The 16085-nt window shown below is 71.0% G+C and carries 20 protein-coding genes and 1 riboswitch; of the genes, 11 read left to right on the top strand and 9 right to left on the bottom strand.

Going from position 1 to position 16085, the window contains the following annotated elements; genetic code table 11:
• The first annotated feature begins 13 nt into the window (after positions 1 to 13).
• Positions 14 to 1141, top strand: a complete 1128-nt coding sequence (locus ACZ7L6_RS05455; RefSeq protein ID WP_471920664.1) for an 8-amino-7-oxononanoate synthase — start codon at positions 14 to 16, stop codon at positions 1139 to 1141.
• 53 nt (positions 1142 to 1194) lie between these two features.
• Here the strand turns inward: ACZ7L6_RS05455 and ACZ7L6_RS05460 are convergent, their stop codons facing one another.
• Together ACZ7L6_RS05460 and ACZ7L6_RS05465 are read right to left on the bottom strand one after the other, a co-directional pair.
• Positions 1195 to 1422 carry a DUF397 domain-containing protein gene (locus ACZ7L6_RS05460; RefSeq protein WP_471920665.1) on the bottom strand — a complete coding sequence of 76 codons (228 nt, stop codon included), beginning with the start codon at positions 1420 to 1422 and terminating at the stop codon, positions 1195 to 1197.
• 12 nt (positions 1423 to 1434) lie between these two features.
• The gene (locus ACZ7L6_RS05465) at positions 1435 to 2304 is read right to left on the bottom strand and encodes a helix-turn-helix domain-containing protein (protein WP_471920666.1); all 870 of its coding nucleotides are present in this window, start codon (positions 2302 to 2304) and stop codon (positions 1435 to 1437) included.
• 213 nt (positions 2305 to 2517) lie between these two features.
• Here ACZ7L6_RS05465 and ACZ7L6_RS05470 point away from each other — a divergent pair, with 213 nt between their 5' ends.
• A complete protein-coding gene (locus ACZ7L6_RS05470) occupies positions 2518 to 2973 on the top strand; it encodes an ATP-binding protein (protein WP_471920667.1) in 456 nt (151 codons plus the stop codon).
• 79 nt (positions 2974 to 3052) lie between these two features.
• Here ACZ7L6_RS05470 and ACZ7L6_RS05475 read toward each other — a convergent pair whose 3' ends face one another.
• On the bottom strand, positions 3053 to 3967 hold the full coding sequence (locus tag ACZ7L6_RS05475; protein WP_471920668.1) for a LysR family transcriptional regulator: 915 nt from the start codon (positions 3965 to 3967) through the stop codon (positions 3053 to 3055).
• Between the two features lie 91 nt (positions 3968 to 4058).
• Between ACZ7L6_RS05475 and ACZ7L6_RS05480 the strand changes: the two genes are divergently transcribed.
• Positions 4059 to 4679, top strand: coding sequence for a LysE family translocator (locus ACZ7L6_RS05480; protein WP_471920669.1), 621 nt, complete (start codon positions 4059 to 4061; stop codon positions 4677 to 4679).
• A 53-nt stretch (positions 4680 to 4732) separates the two neighbouring features.
• On the opposite strand, the gene ACZ7L6_RS05485 is transcribed toward ACZ7L6_RS05480, so the two are convergent.
• The 3 genes from ACZ7L6_RS05485 to ACZ7L6_RS05495 all read right to left on the bottom strand — a co-directional run bounded on the left by ACZ7L6_RS05485 (position 4733) and on the right by ACZ7L6_RS05495 (position 6713).
• Positions 4733 to 5206, bottom strand: coding sequence for a C40 family peptidase (locus ACZ7L6_RS05485; protein ID WP_471920670.1), 474 nt, complete (start codon positions 5204 to 5206; stop codon positions 4733 to 4735).
• Between the two features lie 3 nt (positions 5207 to 5209).
• Positions 5210 to 5342: riboswitch (cyclic di-AMP (ydaO/yuaA leader) on the bottom strand.
• Between the two features lie 419 nt (positions 5343 to 5761).
• Positions 5762 to 6070 carry a hypothetical protein gene (locus ACZ7L6_RS05490; protein WP_471920671.1) on the bottom strand — a complete coding sequence of 103 codons (309 nt, stop codon included), beginning with the start codon at positions 6068 to 6070 and terminating at the stop codon, positions 5762 to 5764.
• 7 nt (positions 6071 to 6077) lie between these two features.
• Positions 6078 to 6713 (bottom strand): ATP-dependent Clp protease proteolytic subunit, encoded by a 636-nt coding sequence (locus tag ACZ7L6_RS05495; RefSeq protein WP_471920672.1) that lies wholly within the window; start codon positions 6711 to 6713, stop codon positions 6078 to 6080.
• A gap of 69 nt (positions 6714 to 6782) precedes the next feature.
• On the opposite strand from ACZ7L6_RS05495, the gene ACZ7L6_RS05500 reads away from it, so the two are divergent.
• Positions 6783 to 7061: a type II toxin-antitoxin system Phd/YefM family antitoxin gene (locus tag ACZ7L6_RS05500; protein ID WP_471920673.1), complete on the top strand. Its 279-nt coding sequence runs from the start codon at positions 6783 to 6785 to the stop codon at positions 7059 to 7061.
• Between the two features lie 102 nt (positions 7062 to 7163).
• Here the strand turns inward: ACZ7L6_RS05500 and ACZ7L6_RS05505 are convergent, their stop codons facing one another.
• Complete coding sequence (locus tag ACZ7L6_RS05505) at positions 7164 to 8147, bottom strand: ABC transporter permease (RefSeq protein WP_471920674.1); 984 nt, start codon at positions 8145 to 8147, stop codon at positions 7164 to 7166.
• A gap of 122 nt (positions 8148 to 8269) precedes the next feature.
• Here ACZ7L6_RS05505 and ACZ7L6_RS05510 point away from each other — a divergent pair, with 122 nt between their 5' ends.
• The 7 genes from ACZ7L6_RS05510 to ACZ7L6_RS05540 all read left to right on the top strand — a co-directional run bounded on the left by ACZ7L6_RS05510 (position 8270) and on the right by ACZ7L6_RS05540 (position 13710).
• On the top strand, positions 8270 to 8899 hold the full coding sequence (locus ACZ7L6_RS05510) for a TetR/AcrR family transcriptional regulator (protein WP_471920675.1): 630 nt from the start codon (positions 8270 to 8272) through the stop codon (positions 8897 to 8899).
• Positions 8900 to 9031: 132 nt separating this feature from the next.
• Entirely contained in the window at positions 9032 to 9334 is a 303-nt protein-coding gene (locus ACZ7L6_RS05515; RefSeq protein WP_037890687.1) for an urease subunit gamma, read from the top strand.
• A 10-nt stretch (positions 9335 to 9344) separates the two neighbouring features.
• Complete coding sequence (locus tag ACZ7L6_RS05520) at positions 9345 to 9656, top strand: urease subunit beta (protein ID WP_471920676.1); 312 nt, start codon at positions 9345 to 9347, stop codon at positions 9654 to 9656.
• The gene (locus ACZ7L6_RS05525) at positions 9649 to 11370 is read left to right on the top strand and encodes an urease subunit alpha (RefSeq protein ID WP_471920677.1); all 1722 of its coding nucleotides are present in this window, start codon (positions 9649 to 9651) and stop codon (positions 11368 to 11370) included. The genes ACZ7L6_RS05520 and ACZ7L6_RS05525 overlap by 8 nt, the downstream gene beginning before the upstream one ends.
• Before the next feature lie 56 nt (positions 11371 to 11426).
• On the top strand, positions 11427 to 12101 hold the full coding sequence (locus ACZ7L6_RS05530) for an urease accessory protein UreF (RefSeq protein WP_471920678.1): 675 nt from the start codon (positions 11427 to 11429) through the stop codon (positions 12099 to 12101).
• Positions 12102 to 12271: 170 nt separating this feature from the next.
• Positions 12272 to 12949 (top strand): urease accessory protein UreG, encoded by a 678-nt coding sequence (gene ureG, locus ACZ7L6_RS05535; RefSeq protein ID WP_471920679.1) that lies wholly within the window; start codon positions 12272 to 12274, stop codon positions 12947 to 12949.
• On the top strand, positions 12946 to 13710 hold the full coding sequence (locus ACZ7L6_RS05540; protein ID WP_471921765.1) for an urease accessory protein UreD: 765 nt from the start codon (positions 12946 to 12948) through the stop codon (positions 13708 to 13710). Before ureG ends, ACZ7L6_RS05540 begins: the two co-directional genes overlap by 4 nt.
• 37 nt (positions 13711 to 13747) lie before the next feature.
• Here ACZ7L6_RS05540 and ACZ7L6_RS05545 read toward each other — a convergent pair whose 3' ends face one another.
• A complete protein-coding gene (locus tag ACZ7L6_RS05545) occupies positions 13748 to 14470 on the bottom strand; it encodes a lysophospholipid acyltransferase family protein (RefSeq protein ID WP_471920680.1) in 723 nt (240 codons plus the stop codon).
• 321 nt (positions 14471 to 14791) lie between these two features.
• Positions 14792 to 16024, bottom strand: coding sequence for a PP2C family protein-serine/threonine phosphatase (locus ACZ7L6_RS05550; RefSeq protein ID WP_471920681.1), 1233 nt, complete (start codon positions 16022 to 16024; stop codon positions 14792 to 14794).
• Positions 16025 to 16085 lie beyond the last annotated feature (61 nt).

The following is a 16085-nucleotide window of genomic DNA, read 5'->3' on the forward strand; positions in this document are numbered from 1 at the left end:
CATCGGAGGACCCATGGCGTTCGGCTGGATCGACGAGCAGGCCGAGCGGCGCCGCCGCATCGGACTCGTGCGGACCCTGCGCCCCCGCCCCGCCGATTCACCGCTCCTCGACCTCGCCGGAAACGACTACCTGGGCCTGGCCCAGCACCCCGAGGTCGTCGAGGGCGCCGCCGCGGCCGCCCGCACCTGGGGCGGCGGCGCGACCGGCTCCCGCCTGGTCACCGGCACCACCGAGCTGCATGCCGAGCTGGAGCGCGAGCTGGCCGACTTCTGCGGCTTCGAGGCCGCGCTGGTCTTCTCCTCCGGGTATGCGGCGAACCTGGCCGCTGTCACCGCGCTGACCCCGCGCGGCTCCCTGATCGTCGCCGACGCCGGCAACCACGCCTCGCTCATCGACGGCTGCCGGCTGGCCCGCGCCACCACCGAGGTGGTGGAGCACGCCGACCCGGACGCGGTGCGCAAGGCGCTGCAGACGCATGACGGGCCCGCCGTCGTCGTCTCCGACACGGTGTTCTCCGTCGACGGCGACCAGGCCCCGCTCGCCGGGCTCGCCGACGCCTGCCGGGAGTACGGCGCCGGACTGGTCCTCGACGACGCCCACGGGCTCGGCGTGCTCGGCACCGGCGGGCGTGGTGCCCCTTACGGGGCGGGCCTCGCGGGCGCCGACGACGTCGTCGTCACCGTCACCCTGTCCAAGTCGCTCGGCAGCCAGGGCGGGGCCGTGCTCGGCCCGGCCCGGGTGATCGACCATCTGGTGAACACGGCACGGACGTTCATCTTCGACACGGGCCTCGCGCCCGCCGCGGTGGGGGCGGCCCTGGCCGCCCTCCGGCTGTTGCGTCGCGAGCCGGAGCGGGCGGGACGGGCGCGCGCGGTGGCGGGCGAGTTGTACACCCGCCTGACGGCCGCGGGCCTGACGGCGGTCCGTCCGGACGCCGCGGTCGTCTCGGTGCGCGCGCCCTCCCGGCAGGAGGCTGTCCAATGGGCGGCCGACTGCCGTACGGCAGGCCTGGCCGTGGGCTGCTTCCGTCCTCCCTCCGTTCCCGACGGCATCTCCCGGCTGAGGCTGACTGCCCGCGCGGACCTCTCCGAGGCGCAGATCGAGCGCGCTGTACAGGTGATCGGCGAAACACGACCATGAGTCGGCGTGACACGGCCGGGAACCGCCCTTGACGAAAATCGGTCAGGAACTGATCAGGACTGGAACGCGGCGGTGAAGCCCGCCCAGCTCTCGGGGGAGAAGAGCAGCGCGGGCCCGGCCGGATCCTTGGAGTCGCGCACGGCGAGCAGCCCGATCCAGGGACCGGAGTGCGCCCGTGCCGTCTCGACGCAGTTGTTGGCGCCGGTGCTGTAGCTGCTGCGCAGCCATCGGACACCGAGCAGATCGGTACTTGAGTTCACGTTCCGAGGCAGTGCGGTCATGGTGCCTCCTTCTTACGCGCCGCCACCCAGCGCGGCGATGTAATCCATCGATTCCTCGGGCGAAAGGGCGTGGATCCGAAGGGCGTTGAAGGCCTCCGTGTAGGCCTGGAGGTCTTCTTTCCGTTCGAGATAGAGGCTACTCGTCAAGTGGTCGAGAACAACCACATCCAGATCAGAAGTGCTCGAAAATGAGAAGATAACGAAAGGCCCGGTGATGCCGATATGCTCCCCGGCCGCGAACGGCAGTACCTGCAAGCGGACATGCGGCAACCGCGCCGCCTCCAACAGCCGCCCCAGCTGCCGCGTCATCACTTCGGGCCCGCCGATCTCCCGGCGCAGCACCGCCTCGTCGAGCACCGCGCTCAGCCGCAACGGCGGATCGGCGTGCAGCACGTCCTGCCTGGCCAGACGGACCGCGACCAGCGCGTCGAGCCGTTCGTCGGCGGCGTCGTCGAGTCCGCTCACCGCGGCCCGTGTCACCGCCCGGGCGTACTCCGGTGTCTGCAGCAGCCCGGGCACCACGGAGGTCTCCAGCGTGCGCATCGCGCTCGCCTGGGACTCCAGGCTGATGAAGTCCCGGTAGGTCGGCGGCAGCACGCCCCGGTACGCGTGCCACCAGTGGTGCCGACCACCACCGTCGTCCGACTCTGCCAACACCAGGAGCAACTCGCGCAGTTGGGAGTCCCGTACACCGTAGGCGTCGAGCAGTAACCGCACATCGGCCGGTTTCACCCCGCTGGCGCCGGTCTCGATCCGGCTCACCTTGGACTGGTGCCAGCCCACCAACCGGGCCGCCTCACCACTGGTGAGCCCGGCTCCGGTGCGCAACGCACGCAGTTCCGCGCCCAGTTTCCGGCGGCGTACCGCGGGTCCGTGCTGCATGGGCAACTCCTTACTCCAACCGAGCCGCCCAAATACGGTCTGCCGTCGCAGAGTTCACCGCTTCGAGCGACAGATATATGCATATCTTGGTGGATCGGCACCCTGACGGCCCTGGTAATGGCAGTCTGGCGACGAAGCACCAGTCCGGGACCGTACTCGAACCATCCGCTCCGTGTCGGACTGCGGTCCCGTTGGGAAAGGGACGACATCGCCATGGCAGATCACTTGGAAGCATCCGTCACTCTGCCGAGCGATCCCGCCTCGGTCTCCGCGGCCCGGGCGTATGTGGTCACCACCCTCGCCGAGTGGGGACTGCCACCGGAGACGGAGACGGCCGACACCATCCGGTTGATCGTCTCCGAACTCACCACCAACGCCGTACAGCACACCCTCGGTCAGTCACCCACCTTCACGGTCGACCTCGAGCTCGACCGTGACGAACACCTGCGCATCGGCGTCACCGACAGCCATCCGCGGTTCCCCAAGCGGCTGCCGGCCGCGGTCCAGCAGGACAACGGGCGTGGCATGGTCATCATCCGCTGGCTGACCGCGGAGTGCGGCGGCAAGCTGAGGGTGCGGCCGACGCGGGAGGGCGGCAAGACCGTCTCCATCGAGCTGCCGTGGATCGTACCGGCGGAGGCGACAGCGCTCCGCGCGGAGGGGCCGTGATGGGCGAGTGCCGCGATGGGTTGTCTGTCGTCTGCGGCTCCGTTGCGGCTGGTCGCGCAGTTCCCCGCGCCCCTTGGGGTCAGGACAGCTGAGCTCGGCTGAAAGTGCCGCGCAGTAGCGCGCGGAAGGCGTCCGCTGCGGGGGACGTCTCGGCCGTGCGGTAGGCGACCGAGACCGTACGGCGTAGCTCCCCGCCCTCCAGTGCGCGCACCCCCACCGGAGTGACCGATGTGCGCGCCACCATCTCCGGTACGAGCGCCACTCCGAGGCCCGCGCTGGCCAGCGCGCACACCAGGAGGTATCCGGGTGTCGGGACCAGCACCGACGGTGTGGCACCGGCCCGGGCCAGGAGCGCCTCGACGCCCCGTCGGGCCGGAGCGTCCGGCGCCATGCTGATCAGGGGCTGGCCGGCGAGCTCGGCCAGCGGCAGGCGTGCGGTTCCGCTGGTGAGGGCGTGGCCCGGGGCGGACACCAGGACCAGCTCCTCGACGAGGATCGGCTCGATGCCTACGGAGGACGGGAGCGGGATCGGGTCACCCGGCTGATAGGCGTGCGTCAGGGCCAGGTCGACCTCGCCGGCTGCCACGGCGGTGACGCCGGCCGAGGGTTCGTAGTCGGCGACGGTCAGCTCCACGTCCGGATGGGCCCGGCGGAAGGCGCTGAGGGCCGGCGGCAGCAGATGGATGCCGGCCGTCTGGAAGGTGCCAAGGCGGAGCGTGCCGCCCGACAGCCCGGTCAGCCGGGCCAGTTCGTGCCGGGCCCGCTCGAGCTCGTCCAGCACCCGCCGCGCCCGGGTCACCAGCAGCTCCCCCGCACCCGTCAGCCGCGCCCCGCGGTGGTGCCGTACCAGAAGGGCGGTGCCCGCCTCGCGTTCCAGCTTGGCCAGCTGCTGGGAGAGCGCCGGCGTGGTGTAGCCGAGCCGCTCGGCCGCTCGGGTGATCGAACCCGCCTCCGCGACCGCCACCAGCGCGGCGAGCCGGGTCGGGTCGTACATGCGAGTCTCCCAGGAGCCTAAACCAATGCTTTAGGAGTCTCCAGAATATTCGAAATACCTGTTGAAGGCTTCCGGACGGCACTCTGGCCGCATGGATGCTCAGCTCATCGCCTTCACCGGGGTCTCCGCCGGCCTGGTCGCCATGCCCGGGGCGGACTTCACCGTCGTCGTACGCAACGCCCTCGTCTCCCGCCGGGCGGGCATCGCCTGCGCGCTCGGGATCGGGGCCGGGCTGCTGGTTCATGTGACGCTGGCGGTGGTGGGAGTCGCCGCGGTGCTGGCCGCCGTACCGGCGCTGTTCCGGGCGCTCCAGGTGGTGGGCGGTGTCTATGTGCTGTACCTGGGCGTTCAGACGCTGCGGCAGCGGCACACCGAGGTGGCCGACACGGGCGCGGGCGAGGATTCCACCGCGCGGCCGCTGCGGCAGGGCTTCGTCACCAACGCCCTCAACCCGAAGGCGTCCCTCACCTTCCTCAGCGTGCTGCCGCAGTTCGTGCCCGCGGGCGCTCCGGCGCTGCCCCGCACGCTGCTGCTGGCCCTGATCGTGCTCGCGATCGCGCTGGTGTGGTTCCAGGTCGTCGCACTGCTGGTGGACCGGCTCGGCAGGTGGCTGCGCAGGCCACGCGCCGCCCGGGCGGTCACGCTCGGCACGGGGGCCGCGCTGACGGCCTTCGGCCTGGCGCTCCTCGCGGGGCCGCTGTCGGCCCTGTGAGGCCCCGGGGGCGGTGACGGCACATCAGACTGCCGTCACCGCCTCCGGGAAGGTCACTTGACCCGGCCGTACCAGACGCTCCTGGTCCAGATCTTCTGCAGCTTCACGACGTCCCCGCTCTTCGGGGAGTGCCAGATCTTTCCCTTCCCGGCGTAGATGCCGACGTGGTAGACGTTCGACCCCGAGTGGAAGAACACCAGGTCCCCGGCCTTGCGGTTACTGGCGGAGATGTGACGCGTCTTGTTGTACTGCTGAGCCGCCGTACGGGGCAGCTTCTTGCCCGCCTTCTTGTACGAGTACAGCGTGAGCCCTGAGCAGTCGAACCTGTACGGCCCGGTGGCGCCCCACTTGTACGGGGAGCCCTTCTTGGAGGCCGCCACTTGAAGTGCCTTGGACGCCGGCGTCGCGGCTTCGGCCTCGGCGGTGAGGCCGGGGGCGACGACGGTGCCGCCCACTGCGGCGAGGGTGAGAGCGGAGGCCGTACCGGCCCGGGCCATCAGCGACGGGACACGATTGAGCGCAGTCATGCGCAACCCTTCGTCAGCCGCCTGTGAAGGATGACCTGTCGGATTCGGGCTGGCGAAGTTGCCCGGCCGCGTTGCCGCGGCTTCACCCCAAGGGTTGCTCGGATCGAACGAACGTCCGCTCCGGCGACCCGTCTTGCTCGGGTCCTCCACTCCTGCCGATCCACTCCTGAAGACCGGTCATCCGGGCGGCGGCAGGACTCGGCGTCCGCCCGGACCGCCCCGCCGCTGTGGCGGGGGCTTGTCATCAGACAGGGATCTTGACGCACGAGTGAGCGAAATACCCAACGGAATCGGGGATTTGTGTTGTTACTCACCACTCACCCGTTCGGGTGGGTAGCCACGTTTTCGTAGGGGTGTCCAGATGCCCGAGGAGCCCCGGACCAGGGACGGAACGCTCGATTCCGCCTTGACGTCATGACTGTTGCGCAACCCTGACAGGCATACAAAAGGAGAAGTGACTACGCCGAAAGGGGGTACGTCATTTGGTCCGTTTCAGCCCCGCTCCGGACGCCTCGTCAATGGGCCGAGGCGTCCGGTGTCGCTCTGAACACGCCGTCAACTGTCGGAGCGCGGCGGCACCGTGACGCGAGCCGTGCGGCGCTCTCCGTCCAGCACGCGCAACGCACGCGCCAGCGTGGGCGCGTGCAGCTCCGTCTCACCGCGCTGGTGCATCAGCGCCAGCGCGTCCCGGAGCTCGGCCGCCCTGGCGACCAGCGCCTGGGCGGCGCGCAGTCCGCGGTAGGTGTCGCCGTGCTGCGCCGGGTTGATCCGGCCCAGTAGGTCGACCACGTCGAGGTAACGGTCGATCAGCTCGCCCTCCGCACGGGTCAGTGCGGGCAGGGGTGGCAACTCGGGTGGGAGCACCGGCCGATCACCGCCCAGTGGGCGGGGCGAGGGTGGTCTTGCGGCTGGGGATGATCCGGTCCACCAGGCCGTACTCCACGGCGGCCTGCGCGTCCAGGATCTTGTCCCGCTCGATGTCGGCGCCGACCTGCTCGCGGCTGCGCCCGGTGTGCCGGACGAGCAGCTCCTCGAGGCGGGCCCGAATGCGCGTCAGTTCGTCGGCCTGGATGGCGAGATCGCTCGCCTGTCCCTCGATCGGCTCGGGCAGCCCCGGCTGGTGGATCACCATGCGCGCCCCCGGCAGCGCGAACCGCTTCCCCGGAGCGCCCCCGGCCAGCAGCACCGCGGCGGCCGAACCGGCCTGGCCCAGGCAGATCGTCTCCACGTCGCAGGTGACGTACTGCATCGTGTCGTAGATCGCCGTCATGGCGCTGAACGAGCCGCCGGGCGAGTTGATGTACAGCGAGATGTCCCGGTCGGGTTCCTTGTGCTCCAGGTACATGAACTGCGCCATCACATCGTTGGCCGAGGTCTCGTCGACCTGGGTGCCGAGGAAGACGATCCGCTCCTCCAGCAGCTTCGAGTACGGATCCTGCGTCTTGTTGCCGAAACTCGTGCGCTCGGTGAACTCGGGCAGGACATAGCGGGCGGACGGTCGGGTCATGGCTCACGCCTCCCTTGGCGGGGTGCCTGTAAAAAATGTACAGGACGTACGTGACGTAATGTGGGGAGCATGGCCTACGAGATTCCGGTGACGCAAGCCAGGGCTGAGCTCGCCGACCTCATCAACCGCGTGGTGTACGGCGGTGAACGCGTCGTCGTGACGCGGCACGGAAAGCCCCTCGTCGCCCTTGTCTCCGCTGCTGACCTGGAGCGACTCGACGCCCTCGACGGTCCCGTCGAGGAGCAGGTGATCAGCGCGGTCTCCAGCGTCCGCGAGGTCGGTTCCGCCCCCCGCGAACGACACCGCTTCGGCATCGCGGCGGAACACCGGGGGACCGCCCCCTCGTAGACGCGCCGTCGCGGAAGCTTCTGCCCGGAAACGACGAGACCGTGCACCCCCGTCCGCTACAGCGGGGGTGCACGGTCGGTTCTGTGCGACCGGCGGGCCTGCTCAGCCGACGGGGGCGAGTTCCCTCTCGATCGCGGGCTCGGTGGCCTTCGTGCGGGACCTGAGCGCACTGCCGAGCAGTACGGCGCCCAGGCCCAGCGCCGCCCACCAGATGAGCGTCAGGGCGGGGCCGGTCGCCGCCGCGCCGTCGAAGAAGGACACCGAGCGCAGCAGGTTCGTGCCCGCACCCGGCGGCAGCCACTGGCCGATCACGCCGGCCGGCTCGGGCAGCATCTGCGGTGCCGAGGCGGCCCCGGAGAAGGGGTTGCCCAGCAGCATCACGACTGCCGCCCCGATCCCTACGCCGGCGGTGCCGATGAGGGCGGCGAGCCCCGCGACGGCCGTGCTCACGGCCAGCGTCGACAGGGCGAACACCCCGGCTTCCGCCCACCAGTTGCCGGTGAGGACCTCCAGCCAGCTGTGGGCGAGCGCGGCCGCGGTCACGCCGATCAGGGCCGCGGCGCCGACCAGGGCGCTCACGGCGCGCAGGCCACGCAGCCCGAGCAGGGTCACCGCCGCGCCGGCCGCGATACCGGCCAGGGCGAGCGGTAGGACGCTCGCGTTGAGGGCCGCGCCGCGCGGGTCCGTCTCGGGTGCTGGGGCCACGTCGACCGTCCTGATCTTGCTGCCTTGTGCGGCGGCCTGCTGGGCCACCGCCTGCTGCAGCAACTGGGCCACCACCGGGCTCGCCGCCGACGCGGTCAGCAGCTTCGGGCCCTGCGGTGTGACGACGACCGCGCCGTATACGGTCCGGTCCTCGACGGCGTCCCGGGCGGCGGCCTCGTCGGCGTAGCGGTGGATCTCGAACGCGCCCTCGCGCGCGGCCAGTTTCTTTTCCACCTGGGCGGTGGCGGCCGTCGGTCCGGCGACGCCGAGCGGCAGGTCGCGAGGGGCCGTGCGGGCGGCCGGCCAGGCGAAGGCCCACAGGGCGAGGGCGGCCAGGGCGGGGAGGAGGACGACGACCGCGATCAGGCGGCGGGTGGACATGGGAACTCCCGGTGAGATGCGAGCTCGGACTAAAAAGAAGGATCGTTCGTTTTAGTTGTGCCACCACCGTCCTGCGGATGCGTCTCCTTGTCAAGAAGGAATGTTCGTTTTACTTTGTGACCATGGCCCGCGTATCCCAGGAACACCTCGACGCCCGCCGCCGGCAGATCCTCGACGGTGCCGCGATCTGCTTCGCCCGCAACGGCTTCCATGCCACGTCCATGCAGGACGTGCTGAAGGAGGTCGACCTCTCGGCGGGGGCGGTGTACCGCTACTTCAAGGGCAAGGAGGAGCTGATCGGCGCGATCGTCGCCGAGGTGCTCGGATCGGTCCGCGCGGCCTTCGAGGAGGCGGCGCGGCAGAGCCCGCCCCCGCCGCCGGACGCACTCGTCGCCGCGGTCCTCGGCAGGACGCTTGCCGCACGCGAGTCCCTGGTCGTCGACGGGCGGCCCGCGTTTCCGCGGCTCATCGTCCAGGTGTGGGGGGAGACGCTGCGCAACGAAGAGCTGGCGGCGATTCTGCGGGAGGGTTACGGCTCGGTCCGCGCGGCCTGGTCGAAGATCGTCGAGGGCTACCAGGGCGCCGGGATGATGCGGACGGACGTGGAGCCGGACCATGTGGCCCGCACGATGATCTCCGCCGTGCTGGGCTTCCTCGCGCAGCAGTCCCTCTTCGGGCCCGCTCCGGTCGAGATCCTCCGGGACGGTCTGCGGGCCTTGATGAGCATGCGGGACCAGCCCGCCACGAGTTGATGGATCACAGCTCGGTTAACTTGCTTGAAACTCCGTCCATCTAGCCTGCCGATCAACGCCACCAGGGACTTTGCCCCGTGGCCGCGGCAACCGGACCCCGCACGGTCCGGAGCGAGGACTGTGAGGTGGGACGTGCAACTGACCCCGCACGAGCAAGAGAGGCTGCTCATCCACGTGGCGGCCGACGTGGCCGAGAAGCGCAGGGCCCGCGGGCTCAAGCTGAACCACCCCGAGGCGGTCGCCCTCATCACGTCGCACATCCTCGAGGGCGCCCGGGACGGCCGTACGGTCGCCGAGCTCATGTCCTCCGGACGCAAGCTGCTCACCCGGGACGACGTCATGGAGGGCGTCCCGGAGATGATCCACGACGTCCAGGTCGAGGCGACCTTCCCGGACGGCACCAAGCTCGTCACCGTCCACGACCCGATCGTCTGAGGGGGCCTCGGTGATCCCCGGAGAGATCCTGTTCGGCGACGGCCCGATCGCCTACAACGAGGGCCGCGAGGTCACCCGGCTGACCGTCCTCAACGCCGCCGACAGGCCCGTCCAGGTCGGCTCCCACTACCACTTCGCCGAGGCCAACCCCGGTCTGGACTTCGACCGTGCCGCAGCCCGCGGCAAGCGGCTCAACATCGCCGCCGGCACCGCCGTGCGCTTCGAGCCCGGGATCCCCGTCGACGTCGAACTCGTCCCCCTCACCGGCGCCCGCATCGTGCCCGGGCTGCGCGGGGAGACCGGAGGTGCCCTCGATGCCTGAGATCTCCCGCGCCGCGTACGCCGACCTGTTCGGGCCGACCACCGGTGACCGCATCCGGCTCGCCGACACCGATCTGCTGGTCGAGATCGAGGAGGATCGTTCCGGCGGGCCCGGGCTCGCCGGTGACGAGGCCGTGTTCGGCGGCGGCAAGGTCATCCGCGAGTCCATGGGCCAGTCACGTGCTACGCGCGCAGAAGGCACTCCGGACACGGTCGTCACCGGCGTCGTGATCATCGACCACTGGGGCATCGTCAAGGCCGACGTCGGCATCCGCGACGGCCGGATCACCGGCATCGGCAAGGCGGGCAACCCGGACACCATGGACGGGGTGCACCCGGATCTGGTCATCGGGCCGGAGACCGAGGTCATCGCGGGCAACGGACGGATCCTCACCGCCGGAGCCATCGACGCGCACGTCCACTTCATCTGCCCGCAGATCGCCGACGAAGCGCTGTCGTCGGGGATCACGACGCTGATCGGCGGCGGCACCGGGCCCGCCGAGGGCTCGAAGGCGACCACGGTCACGCCGGGCCCCTGGCATCTGGCCCGGATGCTGGAGGCGATGGAGCACTACCCCGTCAACTTCGGCCTGCTGGGCAAGGGCAACACCGTCTCCCACGAGGCGATGTTGTCCCAGATCCGGGGCGGCGCCCTGGGGTTGAAGCTGCACGAGGACTGGGGCTCCACCCCTGCCGTCATCGACGCCTCGCTGACCGTCGCCGACCAGACCGGCATCCAGATCGCCATCCACACGGACACGCTGAACGAGGCCGGGTTCGTCGGTGACACGCTCGCCGCGATCGCCGGGCGCGGCATCCACGCGTACCACACCGAGGGTGCGGGCGGCGGGCACGCGCCGGACATCATGACCGTCGTCTCCGAGCCGCATGTGCTGCCGAGTTCGACGAATCCGACGCGGCCGTTCACCGTCAACACCGCCGAGGAACACCTCGACATGCTGATGGTGTGCCACCACCTCAACGCGGCGGTGCCCGAGGACCTCGCCTTCGCCGAGTCGCGGATCCGGCCGTCGACCATCGGCGCGGAGGACATCCTGCACGACCTGGGCGCGATCTCGATCATCTCGTCGGACTCGCAGGCCATGGGCCGGGTGGGCGAGGTCATCATGCGGACCTGGCAGACCGCCCATGTGATGAAGGGGCGGCGGGGTGCGCTGCCGGGGGACGGGCGGGCCGACAACCTGCGCGTGCGGCGGTACGTGGCCAAGTACACGATCAACCCCGCGCTCGCGCAGGGGCTCGGCGGAGAGATCGGCTCTGTGGAGACCGGCAAGCTCGCCGACCTGGTGCTGTGGGAACCGGCGTTCTTCGGGGTCAAGCCGCATGTCGTCATCAAGGGCGGGCAGATCGCGTACGCGCAGATGGGCGACGCCAACGCGTCCATCCCGACGCCACAGCCGATCCTGCCCCGGCCGATGTTCGGTGCGATCGGGCGCGCGCCCGCCTCGAACTCCGTCAACTTCGTGGCGCCGCTCGCTCTCGAGGACGGGCTGCCGGAGCGGCTCCAGCTCGGGAAGCGGTTCGTGGCGATCGAGTCGACGCGCGGGGTCACCAAGGCGGACATGCGGGAGAACGACGCGAGGCCCGAGGTGCGGGTCGATCCCGACAGCTTCGCCGTGCACATCGACGGGGAGCTGGTAGAGGCCACGCCTGCCGCCGAACTGCCCATGGCTCAGCGGTACTTCCTGTTCTGAGGGGGGAGTCGTGATGTTCCTGGGTGAGTGGTCGTGATGTACGTGGGTGGGTCGTGATGTCCCGGGCAGCGCTGCTCGTGCTGGCCGACGGCCGCTTTCCCGCCGGGGGGCATGCGCACTCCGGCGGGGCGGAGGCGGCCGTCAAGGCCGGTCGGATCACCGGGGCCGCGAGTCTGGAGGACTTCTGCCGGGGGCGGTTGCACACGGCGGGGCTCGTCGCGGCCGCGCTCGCGGCGGCGGCCGCGCTCGGGGTCGACGTGGGTGCCCTGGATCGGGCAGCGGATGCCCGTACGCCGTCCCCCGCGTTGCGTACGGCTGCGCGCAAGCTCGGGCGTCAGCTGATGCGGGCGGCTCGGGCGACCTGGCCGTCCGGGGAGCTCGACGCCGTGGCGCGGGAGTTTCCCAAGGGGGCGCATCAGCCGGTGGTGCTCGGGCTGGTGGCCCGGGCGGCCGGGCTGGGGGCGGTCGATGCGGCCTACTGTGCGGCGTACGAGAGTGTGAGTGGGGCGGCGAGTGCGACGGTGCGGTTGCTGAGCCTTGATCCCTTCGACGCCACGGGTGTGCTGGCGCGGTTGGCGCCGGAGGTGGACCGGGTGGCGGATCGGGCGGTGGAGGCGGCTCGACGGGTGGTCGACGACGGGGTCGATGCGTTGCCGGCGGCTTCGGGGGCGTTGCTGGAGATCGGGGCGGAGTCGCATGCCGCCTGGCCTGTCCGGTTGTTCGCGTCGTAGGAGGTCGCCCCCGCCGCCCCTACCCGTCCCATCCTTGAAGGGGCTCCGCCCCTTCGACCCCGCCAGGGGGCTCCGCCCCCTGGACCCCCGTCGGCCCCGAAAGGGCCTCGTCCTCAAACGCCGGACGGGCTGAAAATGCCGACCGGCGTTGAGATGAAAGGAGCCGCCCCATGCACCTCGACCACTCCCACGACGGTCCCTCGGCCGTCAGTGCCGACGCGCGCCGTCCCGACGGATCGCGCCGGGCCCTGCGTATCGGGCTCGGAGGGCCCGTGGGGTCCGGTAAGACGGCCACCGTTGCCGCGCTCTGCCGGGCGCTGCGGGACGAACTGTCGCTTGCCGTCGTCACGAACGACATCTACACGCGGGAGGACGCCGAGTTCCTGCTGCGGGAGGCCGTGCTGCCGCCCGAGCGGATCACGGCCGTGGAGACGGGGGCGTGTCCGCACACCGCGATCCGGGACGACATCTCCGCGAACCTCGAAGCCGTCGAGGATCTGGAGGACGAGGTCGGGCCTGTCGATCTCATCCTCGTCGAGTCCGGCGGGGACAACCTCACCGCCACGTTCTCCAAGGGGCTCGTCGACGCGCAGATCTTCGTGATCGACGTGGCCGGGGGCGACGACATCCCGCGCAAGGGCGGTCCCGGGGTGACCACCGCCGATCTGCTGGTCGTCAACAAGACCGACCTCGCGCCGTACGTCGGCTCCGACCTGGAGCGGATGGCGGCGGACGCCAAGGCGCAGCGAGCCGAACTGCCGGTCGTCTTCCAGTCGCTGAGGAGCCAGAGCGGCGTGAGGGACGTCGCCGACTGGATGCGGGCGCAGCTTGCGGCGTGGACGGCATGACCGTGGCCGGTGGGGTGCGTGCCGTCGCGCGGATCGTCGCCCGGGACGACGGGCGGGGTGGTACGTCGCTGCCGGTGCTCGACGGTGACGGGCCGCTCGCGCTCCGGCGGACGCGGGGGAGCGGTGCCGAGGCGCGGGTCGTGCTCGTCGGTGCGATGAGCGGGCCGCTCGGTGGCGATCGCTTCAGCGTCGAGGCCGAAGTAGAGGCCGGCGCCCGGCTGCGGGTCGGGTCGGCCGCCGCCACCATCGCGCTGCCGGGGCAGAGCAAGGGCGAAGCCCGTTACGACGTACGGCTCTCCGTCACCGACGGGGGTGAACTGCACTGGCTGCCCGAGCAGTTGATCTCCGCGCGGGGGAGCGATCTGTACGTCACGACCCGCGTCGACGTCGGCGCGACAGGGCGGCTCGTGCTGCGCGAGGAACAGGTGCTCGGGCGGGTGGGGGAGGAGTCCGGGCGGCTCAGCAGCCGGATCCGGGTGAGAGTCGGAGGGCGGGTGGTCCTCGATCAGGAGCTGTGTTGCGGGCCCGGTGCTCCCGGGGGCTGGGACGGGCCCGCCGGGCTCGGCGGGTGTCGCGCCGTAGGACAACTCGTCGTCGTGCGGCCGGAGTTCGCGAACGCTCCGGTGGCGGCCCGGATGCTGGGGGAGAACGCGGCTGTCATGCCTCTTGCCGGGCCCGCCGCCCTGGTGAGTGCCGTGGCGGCGGACGGGCTGCGGCTGCGCAGGGTGCTGGACGAGGCGCTCGACTCCCTCGGCGGCTGAGGGCCGCCGCCGTCCCCGTCGGCCGCCCTGCGCTGCGTCAACTGATGGGCATGCGCGGGAACTTGCGCTCCTTCTCCTTGGCCGCGGCCTCCTCGGCCTTGGCGACGGCCGCGTACTGGTCGACGTACTCCTGCTCGGACAGCGACAGGATCGCGTACATGATCTCGTCGGTCACCGCGCGCAGGATCGCCTTCTCGTTCTCCATGCCTGCGTAGCGGGAGAAGTCGAGGGGCTCGCCGAAGCGGATCGTCACCGGGTGGATGTTCGGGATGATCTTGCCGGGCGGCTGCGCCTCGAACGTGCCGATCATCGCGCAGGGAATGACCGGGACTCCGGCCTTGAGGGCCATCACCGCGACCCCGACCTTGCCCTTGTAGAGGCGGCCGTCGTGCGAGCGGGTGCCCTCCGGGTAGATGCCGAGGAGTTCGTCCTTGCTCAGGACGCCGAGTCCCTCGCGGATCGCGGCCTGGCCCGCCTCCTTGCCGGTGCGGTCGACCGGGATCTGCCCGGCGCTGCGGAAGAAGGCCGCGGTCAGGCGCCCCTTGATGCCGGGGCCCGTGAAGTACTCCTTCTTCGCCAGGAAGGTGATGCGCCGCTTGAGCATCGCCGGCATCAGGAAGTGGTCCGAGAACGACAGGTGGTTGCCGGCGACGATCGCCGCGCCCGTGTCAGGTATGTGCTCGAGGCCTTCGATGCGAGGCCGGAAGAACAGTCTCAGGAGAGGTCCCAACAACACGTATTTCAGGAGGTAGTAGAACAAAGGGGCGCTCCTCACTCGGGCGATCAGCTCGGGCCGCCGTGTTCTGGCAGGTCAACCAGCGTGCCGTGGGGCTGCCAGTGTAGGCGCAGGGGTGACGGGCCGGAACCGGGACGGGACGGACGGATGCCGACCCGTCACGATGTGCCTGACTGGATGTCAGGGACTCGGTGGGCGGCTTCGTTTGCGGGTGGGGAGGACCGCCGGACCAGCCTGGTGTCAGGGGTCGGTGTGCGGCAACCCGAGGGCGTGGTTTGGCGTGATCACGATTGCCGGGTGGCAGGTGGCCCGCCCTTGCGGGGAGCCGTCGCCTCTGCTCGTCCATCACAGCCGCACGATGATCAGTGCCGTGTCGTCGGTCGCGCCCCCCGGCGGCAGCAGCTCCAGCAGGACGGCGTCGGCGAGGGTCTCGGGGTCGGCCCCGCGATGGCGGACCAGGGCGTCCGCGAGCCGGGTCAGACCGGTGTCGATGTCCTCACGGCGGCGTTCGATCAGGCCGTCCGTGTACAGCACGAGCGTGGCTCCCTCGGTGAACGTGGTGACGGCCTGCGGTCTCGGGACCGGGTCGGGTCGGGCGTCCAGCGGCGTGTCGGTGGCCCGGTCGAGGAACTCCACGCGGCCGTCGGCGTGCACCAGCACCGGCGGCGGATGGCCCGCGCTGCTGTAGGCGACGGTCCGGGCGTCGAAGTCGATGAACGTGGTGGCCGCGGTGGCCGATTCGGCGCCGTCGACCACATGGGCGTACTGCCCCAGCACGTCGAGCGCCTGCGCCGGGCCGTCCGCGACCCGCGAGGTGGCGGTGAGCGCGCTGCGCAGCTGGCCCATGACGCCGGCCGCCGCGAGGCCGTGGCCGACCACGTCGCCCACCGACACGGCGATGCGGTTGCCGCCCACCAGGTCGACCAGGTCGTACCAGTCGCCGCACACGTTCAGCGCGCCGACCGCGGGCCGGTAGCGCACCGCCGCCCGGTGGTTGCCCACCTGACGCCGGGCGGGCAGCATCGCCTCCTGCAGGGCCAGGGCCACCTCGCGCTCACGGGCGTGGGCCTGCCGCAGCCGGTCGTTGACCTCCTGCAGCTCGCGGGCGCGGGTGTACAGCTCGGCCTCCAGCACCCGGGCCCGGCTGTCACCGCCGGCGCCGCCGCGCAGATGGATGAGTTCGGTGACCTCCTCCACCCGGTGCAGGACGAACTGCACCTTCCCGTCCGGGCCGCGCACGGGCGCGTTGATCGGGCTCCAGTAGCGCTCCTCCCAGTGGCCGGGGCGCAGCGGGTCCTCGACGTCGTAGCGCTGCAGCGCCATCGCGTCGCGCTCCCCGCTCGCCACCACGCGCAGCATCGACGCCTGCACGTCGCGCATGCCGGCCGCCGCCGGGTCGTTGGGGTTCTCGGGGAAGACGTCGAAGATGTACCGGCCCACCAGCTGTTCGCGGGTACGCCCGGACAGTTCCTGGAAGTCCTCGTTGGCGTCGGCGTAGACCAGCTCCGGGGTGAGCAGTGCCACCATTCCGGGCAGGGCCTGGAACACCGCCTCGTAGTCGATCGCCGTCTCGTTCATGGCTCCCGCCTCACCACCGGGACCTGGCCGGTGTCCCACGCCGTATGGCGTATGTATCGAT

This window comes from Streptomyces sp. NPDC107522, from assembly GCF_055657525.1.

Bases quoted from the DNA above. Each gene is read 5' to 3' on its own strand.
- ACZ7L6_RS05540 (WP_471921765.1), top strand. From the start codon at position 12,946: ATGACCGTGGCCGGTGGGGTGCGTGCCGTCGCGCGGATCGTCGCCCGG.
- ACZ7L6_RS05550 (WP_471920681.1), bottom strand. From the start codon at position 16,024: ATGAACGAGACGGCGATCGACTACGAGGCGGTGTTCCAGGCCCTGCCC.
- ACZ7L6_RS05530 (WP_471920678.1), top strand. From the start codon at position 11,427: ATGTCCCGGGCAGCGCTGCTCGTGCTGGCCGACGGCCGCTTTCCCGCC.
- ACZ7L6_RS05495 (WP_471920672.1), bottom strand. From the start codon at position 6,713: ATGACCCGACCGTCCGCCCGCTATGTCCTGCCCGAGTTCACCGAGCGC.
- ACZ7L6_RS05500 (WP_471920673.1), top strand. From the start codon at position 6,783: ATGGCCTACGAGATTCCGGTGACGCAAGCCAGGGCTGAGCTCGCCGAC.
- ACZ7L6_RS05525 (WP_471920677.1), top strand. From the start codon at position 9,649: ATGCCTGAGATCTCCCGCGCCGCGTACGCCGACCTGTTCGGGCCGACC.
- ACZ7L6_RS05485 (WP_471920670.1), bottom strand. From the start codon at position 5,206: ATGACTGCGCTCAATCGTGTCCCGTCGCTGATGGCCCGGGCCGGTACG.
- ACZ7L6_RS05455 (WP_471920664.1), top strand. From the start codon at position 14: ATGGCGTTCGGCTGGATCGACGAGCAGGCCGAGCGGCGCCGCCGCATC.
- ACZ7L6_RS05505 (WP_471920674.1), bottom strand. From the start codon at position 8,147: ATGTCCACCCGCCGCCTGATCGCGGTCGTCGTCCTCCTCCCCGCCCTG.
- ureG (WP_471920679.1), top strand. From the start codon at position 12,272: ATGCACCTCGACCACTCCCACGACGGTCCCTCGGCCGTCAGTGCCGAC.
- ACZ7L6_RS05475 (WP_471920668.1), bottom strand. From the start codon at position 3,967: ATGTACGACCCGACCCGGCTCGCCGCGCTGGTGGCGGTCGCGGAGGCG.
- ACZ7L6_RS05465 (WP_471920666.1), bottom strand. From the start codon at position 2,304: ATGCAGCACGGACCCGCGGTACGCCGCCGGAAACTGGGCGCGGAACTG.
- ACZ7L6_RS05480 (WP_471920669.1), top strand. From the start codon at position 4,059: ATGGATGCTCAGCTCATCGCCTTCACCGGGGTCTCCGCCGGCCTGGTC.
- ACZ7L6_RS05460 (WP_471920665.1), bottom strand. From the start codon at position 1,422: ATGACCGCACTGCCTCGGAACGTGAACTCAAGTACCGATCTGCTCGGT.
- ACZ7L6_RS05510 (WP_471920675.1), top strand. From the start codon at position 8,270: ATGGCCCGCGTATCCCAGGAACACCTCGACGCCCGCCGCCGGCAGATC.
- ACZ7L6_RS05470 (WP_471920667.1), top strand. From the start codon at position 2,518: ATGGCAGATCACTTGGAAGCATCCGTCACTCTGCCGAGCGATCCCGCC.